Below are 5,881 nucleotides of genomic sequence, written 5' to 3' on the forward strand. Positions count from 1 at the left end.
GTCGAGGAACAGCGCGTTATCGCAACCGAGCGCGTCGCGGAAAAGCCGGGCGAAGGCATGGAAGGTCACCGTGCCATTCGAAATCGCAAAGACCGCGACGCCATCCTTTCGCACCCCGACACCGTCGCGGGTTTTCCGCGAAGTGCCGTCGGCCTGGAATTTCGGATGCAGCTTGCCGTCGATCACCAGCATCGGCCCCGATTGCGTCGCATAGTCGACGGTCGGGCGCCTCTTCACGAAGTCCCTGGTGGCGCGGACCGCGGCCCTGCCGTCGCGTATGTAGAAAATGCCGTTTGGCTGCAGGGAAAAGTTGCCGCTTCCCGAACCCGTTTTCACCGACGCCATCTCCTGGCCGCGCTCGACATAGAGACCGACCGGCGCGAGGTTCGGGTGATACATGCCGGCATTGATGCCGAACAGCATCGTGCGCCCGATCGCCTGTTGCGCGGCATGCAGATTGTGCAGCGACTGAAACGGCTTGCCCGCCGCATCCTTCCAGAACAGCTCGAGCTGATATCGTTTCGGATCGACCTCGCAAACGAGATAGCTGGTCGCCTCGAAGGTGAAGTCCCGGCATGGTGGCAGCGAGACAACCCACTGGCCGAACGACGCGCCAAGCGCCGCCACCGACGGCAGCGCCCCCTTGGCCATCGCCAGCAACAGTGGCACCGATTGCAGGAGGGTCAAAAAATCCATGTGCGTACCGGAATCGAAGTTCGAGGTCCGGTACGGATATAGCCCGTTTCAAGCGATACTGTGGAACTGCCTTAGACGAGCCATCCCATGGCGACGCTCGACAACAAGACGATGCCGAGCAGGCCGCGATAGATGACGAACGGCCAAGCCGAGAAACGCTCCAGCACGCGCATCAGCCCCCATATGGCGAAGAAGGCGGAGATCGACGCGACGACCAGCCCGACAGCAAGCACCGACCAGCCATGGGCGTCGAGATGGACCTTGTGCAGTTCCCAGAGTTCCTTGAGGCCGGCGAGCGCGATGGCAGGCAGCCCGAGCAGGAACGAGAAGCGCGCCGCTTCGGCCCGTTTGAAGCCGAGCCCCAGTGCCGCTGTCAGGGTCGAGCCCGAGCGCGAGACGCCGGGGACAAGCGCGCCGATCTGGGCGATACCGACGAGCAGCGCATCGGTCAGCGACGCATCGCCCATGCTGCGCCGGTGACGGGCAAAGATCTCGGCCAGCGCCAGCAGGATCGCCATGGCGATGCAGGCCCAGCCGATCACCGTCAGGCTACGCAGCGGCGAATTGCAGGCGTTGAGCAGGCCCGACAGCGCAACGCCGGCGATGACGATGGGGATCGTCGCCAGCACGATCCAGAGCGCCAGCTTGAAATGCCGGTCGGCGAAATCGCGTCGCGCCAGAGCGTCGAGCGATCCAAACAGGATATCCCTGACGTCGCTCCAGAAATAGCTGACCACCGCGGCAAGGGCCGCAAGCTGCATGGCGGCGGAGAAGGCGGAGCCAGGATCCTGCCAGCCGAGCACGGCCGGCACGATGCGCATATGGGCAGTCGAGGAAATTGGCAGCAGTTCCGTGATGCCTTGCACCACGCCGAGGAACGCCACCTTGGCGAACCCCAGGCCGACGAAGCCCGTGTCGAGGCCTTGGGTGCAGATATCGGCCAAAATCGAATTCCGTGCATGAGAGATCGGAGTTGCGTGGACCGACCATCGGTCAATCCCGGGCAAGCCTTATCGTCATGGGCCGGATAATCAATTTACGGATTTGTAAGCTGGCACGCCGAGGTGCACGCCGTTCGAAAACCGGCCCACCTTGGGGCCGGCTTGAGGCACACAGGGAAAATCGCAAAGCGACTACGGGCAGAGCCAGAGTTTCTGGCATGTCCTGGCGATCACATGCGCCGGCGGCACTTCGGGCTCATCGGTCGAAGGCCGGCGAGCCCGTTCGAGCAGCATGCGCACCTGTTCGGGACGCACACGATCGCGCTCCATCACAAGCAGGACCATCGGATCTCTCAAAAGCTCGTCCAGGGTGCTGATGCTGTCGTTCATCCGTCGTCTCCTCGAATGCCGTACCCGCGACCCTTAAATAGGACGACAAAGATGGCTCGCCAATGACGCTTTGCCGGCTATCTCGTGTCGATTTGGATTAAATTTTGGCCATGCTTGCGCTCTTCCCTTCCCCTGGCGCTGCGCGTCGATCCACCTTCTTCCACAACAAGGGGAGAAGGGAAAAATTAGCCTGGCGGAGGGGCGCCTTCGTATTTCGGCAGGCCGTCATCAAGCACCAGCCAAGGCTGCTTCGAGGCCGTGAAAATATGCATTTGCGGCTTGAAAACCGTGGGATCGTCGAGCGAACCGGTGGTGATGCCGATAATCCCTGCGGAATCACGTCGGGAGAACAGCGTTGTGCCGCAGCTCGGGCAAAAGCCGCGCTTGAGATCCGGTGAAGAGCCTATAGTCGCCAGCGGCCCATCGATCGTCACGTCCTCGATGCGAAACAGCACGCGTGCGTTGAAGGCGGCGCCGATCGCCTTCTGGCAAAGCCGGCAGTGGCAGACGCGTTCGTTGATGGGAGCCGCGTCCGCGCGGTAGCGCACCGCCTTGCACAGGCATCCGCCCTCATATCTTGCCATTGTCTGGATCCACTGGTGGGAGAGAATAGGCGCGCAACGTATCGGCGGGGCCGATTGGGTCAATTGAAAAGCTTTGATGCAATGTCATCGCTTGTGCTGATGCGAGTTGGGATGAAGCCATGACGCCGAAAGCCGTCATGGAGCCACGGAATGCCGGCTGCCCGCCAACAGCCGGCGGTTTTGGCGTTCACTCCATTTCGCCGACGACCTCGTCCCAGGTCTTGACCTTGGTCTGGCCGTTTAGGAACGGCAGCGCGGCGGCCGTCAGCTCCGGGGCGAAGAAGACATCGTAGTGGGTGCGGTTGGGCAGGATCGCCAGGCGGTTCTGCGACAAGTTCTCGCGCATCCAGCCGGCGTCCTTCAGTCCGCCGCCGAGCATCTGATAGAACTTGATCTCGTGTTCGGGCTTATACATATCGCTGTCGCCATAGACCAGCATGACAGGCATCTTCAGCTTGGCGACATCGGCCGAGTAATCGCGGTTCTGACGCATGAAGCCGCCCAGCGCATCGAGGAGCTTCGGGAACTCCTCCGGATGTGGCGCCACCGCGACGTAGGATTTGTACATCGGCGTGTCCTTCATGAACTCAGCCGCGGCTGCGCTCACCTGTGCCTGCTGCGGACGCATCTCGTCATAGAAGCCGTCCGTGGCGTAGCCGGTCGATACCAAGACGAGGCGGCGCACCGCTTCGGGATGCTGGACGGCCATGCGGAAGGCGACGCCGCCGCCTAGCGAATAGCCCATGACATCGACCTGGCTGTAACCGAGCGCCTTGACGATGGCGGCCATGTCGTCGCCCATCGCCTCCACGGTGAATGGTCGGTCACCCAGCGCGGTGCGGCCGTGACCCTGCAGGTCGACGCCGATGACGGTGCGGTTTTCGGCAAGTTTCGGCAGGATCGGCGCGAACATATCCGTGGTGCCAAGACCACCATGCAGCAGAAGCAGCGGCTCGCCCTTGCCATAGATTGCATAGTAGTAGTTCAGGCCGTTGATCGTCAGAAGGCCGGACTTTTCCGGCTTCGGCAGTGCATTCGTTTCAGTCGTCATGGCAGGTTTTGTCTCCTCTGCATTGATGATGCCCGGGCAGGCAAGCAGTGCTGCGGCCGAAGCAAAAATGGCGAAAAACAGGGTTTTGAACATATCGATCTCCTCTCCTGTCGATATCAAGGCGTTATGCGGATCAAAGCGTTTTGGCGAGTTCTTCGAGCTGGTCGGCGCACTGTCCCCAGCCCTCGTGGAACCCCATCTTCTCATGCTGTTCGCGGTCGGCGACGCTCCAGTGCCTGACCCGAGCGATGTAGCGGGTCTTGCCGTTGCCCTCGTCCTCGAAGGTCAGCGCGACGGTCATGAACGGCTTTTCCGAAGGCTGCCAAGCCTCAGTGTAGGCGTCGGTGAGGACGATCTTCCTGCCGGCAACGACTTCGAGGAAGACACCTGGGTTGGGGAACTCGTTGCCGTCCGGGCTGGCCATGACGACAAGGCTCGAGCCACCGGCGCGCACATCCATCTCCGCGCGCGGCGTCGTCCACGGTTTTGGAGAGAACCAGCGCGTGATCAGTTTCGGATCGGTCCAGCAGCGATAGACGTTCTCGCGCGGCGCATCGATGATGCGGGCGAGAACCAGTTCGCGGTCGTTGGTGGGGGCGATGTCGAGCTTGGTGGTCATGATGGCGTCCTGCGTTTGATCTGGCTTCCGTCCCAAGGACGAGCCGATGAACCGCAAGCCGACATCGGCCAGCGAAAATTTTGCGACACCGTTTCGATTGACCCGAGGCGTCACTCACCTTCGTCATCCACGGGCGGAGCACGAACGCAGCTCCGTCGCGGAGACCCGAGGATGACAAAGTGATCGATGGGCCAAAGCCTTAGTGGCGCTTGGCTTGCACCAGATAGGCCTCGATCTCGGTCTCGCCGAGCCACTTTGCCGCTTCCAGCCGGTGCAGGCCTTCGACGAGGATGTGGCGCTTGCCGTCATGGCGGACCTGGATCGGCGTCTTCATGCCGTTTTCCAGAATGTCCTCGGCGAGATGGCGGACGGTCTCGGGATGCAGCGTTTTCTTGCGCGCCGTCGGCACGTAGATCTCGTCGACCTTGACCTTTTGCACTCTGAGCATGCCGACCCCCGTGGCGGAAACGCCGCCACCCCTGAAATAGTCCGTTTGATGGAGGTGGCCAAGGGTGCGGCTAACGAATACGAAGTCCGAAGGCCATTCTCGGTTCGAAGATGCCAGGGACAGCAGATCGTTTGCCTGTCGTCGCGCGTTTCGATATTGCGTCTGCGCGATCGTCGAAGGCCACGGAGCAAATCCCCATGAGCAAATCTCTCGTCACCTTTGTCGGCGTCGCTCATCCCTGGATGTGCGACGTGATGGGGCACGTGAATGTGCGTCACTACGCGGCGATGTTCGATGATGCCAGCTTCCAGCTTCTCGGCCATATTGCCGGACAGGACGACAACCAGGCGTCGCAGATCGGATGGGCCGACGTGCGCACCGAAATCGACTATCGGCATGAAACGAAAGCCGGTGCACTCATCACCATCCGCTCGCATGTCGTGAAGATCGGCCGCACCTCCATCACCTTCGAACAGGTGATGTTGGGCTCGCTCGACGGCATTGTCCGCGCATCGAGCCGGACGACAAGCGTGCGCTTCGACCTTGCCGCGCGCGCCTCGGTCGCTCTGGACGAGCCGATGCGCGACCGCTCTTCGGCCTTCTTGATCGAATAAGCCTGTCTCCGCCCGTCAGCCTATGTAGATGCGGTCATCGAGGGGCGTGTCGGCAATCAGCGTCTGCAGCCCTGACAGCAGCGCCTTCTCGGCGCGGTTCATCACCTTGTCCGGATTGACCAGCAGGAAGATGTCGATGGCCGGCGGCGCGTCATAGGGCGGCAGCCGCCACAGCATTCCATCCGCCACATCCCGCCGCGCGACGTGCAGCGGCAGCGGCCCAATGCCCAACCCGGCGACGATCATGCGCCGCACCTCTTCCAGGCTCGAGGACACGCCGACGACATCGGCATTGAGCCGGGCCTCGCTGCGCAACAGCGCGACCGGCCGCAACGCATCCGAGATATGGTCGGTCTGGAACGATACCGAGGGCTCGCCTCGGAGATCGGTCAGCGTCAGCCCGGTTTGCCCGTAAAGCCTGTGCTGCGGCCCACAGAAGAAGCCGAAGAACTCGCGGTAGACCATCGCATATTCCAGCGCCGGATCGCGCTGGCTGACCAGGCAGATGCCGAAGGAAGCACGCCGCTCCCTCACCTGC

At 62.0% G+C, this 5,881-nt stretch carries 9 protein-coding genes; 1 reads left to right on the forward strand and 8 read right to left on the reverse strand.

Annotated elements, in window-relative coordinates; all coding sequences use genetic code 11:
• From ENZ74_RS18865 to ENZ74_RS18895, 7 genes are all read right to left on the reverse strand, one after another.
• Positions 1 to 696: phosphodiester glycosidase family protein (locus ENZ74_RS18865; RefSeq protein WP_127312919.1), on the reverse strand; the 696-nt coding region annotated here is incomplete at its 3' end.
• A 71-nt stretch (positions 697 to 767) separates the two neighbouring features.
• Positions 768 to 1,640, reverse strand: a complete 873-nt coding sequence (locus ENZ74_RS18870; RefSeq protein WP_013532086.1) for an undecaprenyl-diphosphate phosphatase — start codon at positions 1,638 to 1,640, stop codon at positions 768 to 770.
• Between the two features lie 189 nt (positions 1,641 to 1,829).
• Positions 1,830 to 2,027, reverse strand: a complete 198-nt coding sequence (locus ENZ74_RS18875; RefSeq protein ID WP_027162632.1) for a hypothetical protein — start codon at positions 2,025 to 2,027, stop codon at positions 1,830 to 1,832.
• 185 nt (positions 2,028 to 2,212) lie between these two features.
• Positions 2,213 to 2,611, reverse strand: coding sequence for a GFA family protein (locus ENZ74_RS18880; RefSeq protein WP_013532088.1), 399 nt, complete (start codon positions 2,609 to 2,611; stop codon positions 2,213 to 2,215).
• A 187-nt stretch (positions 2,612 to 2,798) separates the two neighbouring features.
• The gene (locus ENZ74_RS18885) at positions 2,799 to 3,755 is read right to left on the reverse strand and encodes an alpha/beta hydrolase (RefSeq protein WP_063167839.1); all 957 of its coding nucleotides are present in this window, start codon (positions 3,753 to 3,755) and stop codon (positions 2,799 to 2,801) included.
• A 40-nt stretch (positions 3,756 to 3,795) separates the two neighbouring features.
• Positions 3,796 to 4,281 (reverse strand): SRPBCC family protein, encoded by a 486-nt coding sequence (locus tag ENZ74_RS18890; RefSeq protein ID WP_024504356.1) that lies wholly within the window; start codon positions 4,279 to 4,281, stop codon positions 3,796 to 3,798.
• A 199-nt stretch (positions 4,282 to 4,480) separates the two neighbouring features.
• Positions 4,481 to 4,729, reverse strand: a complete 249-nt coding sequence (locus ENZ74_RS18895) for a ParB N-terminal domain-containing protein (protein WP_013532091.1) — start codon at positions 4,727 to 4,729, stop codon at positions 4,481 to 4,483.
• Positions 4,730 to 4,926: 197 nt separating this feature from the next.
• Here ENZ74_RS18895 and ENZ74_RS18900 point away from each other — a divergent pair, with 197 nt between their 5' ends.
• Positions 4,927 to 5,343: an acyl-CoA thioesterase gene (locus ENZ74_RS18900; protein ID WP_024504355.1), complete on the forward strand. Its 417-nt coding sequence runs from the start codon at positions 4,927 to 4,929 to the stop codon at positions 5,341 to 5,343.
• Positions 5,344 to 5,358: 15 nt separating this feature from the next.
• Here ENZ74_RS18900 and ENZ74_RS18905 read toward each other — a convergent pair.
• Positions 5,359 to 5,881, reverse strand: a 523-nt coding sequence (locus ENZ74_RS18905) for a substrate-binding domain-containing protein (protein WP_206522296.1), incomplete at its 5' end; no start/stop codon positions are given.

The sequence above is a fragment of the Mesorhizobium sp. M7A.F.Ca.CA.002.15.2.1 genome (assembly GCF_003998715.1).
Classification (GTDB): Bacteria; Pseudomonadota; Alphaproteobacteria; order Rhizobiales; family Rhizobiaceae; genus Mesorhizobium; species Mesorhizobium ciceri.

Coding starts and splice junctions, on each gene's coding strand:
- ENZ74_RS18875 (WP_027162632.1), bottom strand. CDS start 2,027: ATGAACGACAGCATCAGCACCCTGGACGAGCTTTTGAGAGATCCGATG.
- ENZ74_RS18880 (WP_013532088.1), bottom strand. CDS start 2,611: ATGGCAAGATATGAGGGCGGATGCCTGTGCAAGGCGGTGCGCTACCGC.
- ENZ74_RS18885 (WP_063167839.1), bottom strand. CDS start 3,755: ATGTTCAAAACCCTGTTTTTCGCCATTTTTGCTTCGGCCGCAGCACTG.
- ENZ74_RS18890 (WP_024504356.1), bottom strand. CDS start 4,281: ATGACCACCAAGCTCGACATCGCCCCCACCAACGACCGCGAACTGGTT.
- ENZ74_RS18895 (WP_013532091.1), bottom strand. CDS start 4,729: ATGCTCAGAGTGCAAAAGGTCAAGGTCGACGAGATCTACGTGCCGACG.
- ENZ74_RS18900 (WP_024504355.1), top strand. CDS start 4,927: ATGAGCAAATCTCTCGTCACCTTTGTCGGCGTCGCTCATCCCTGGATG.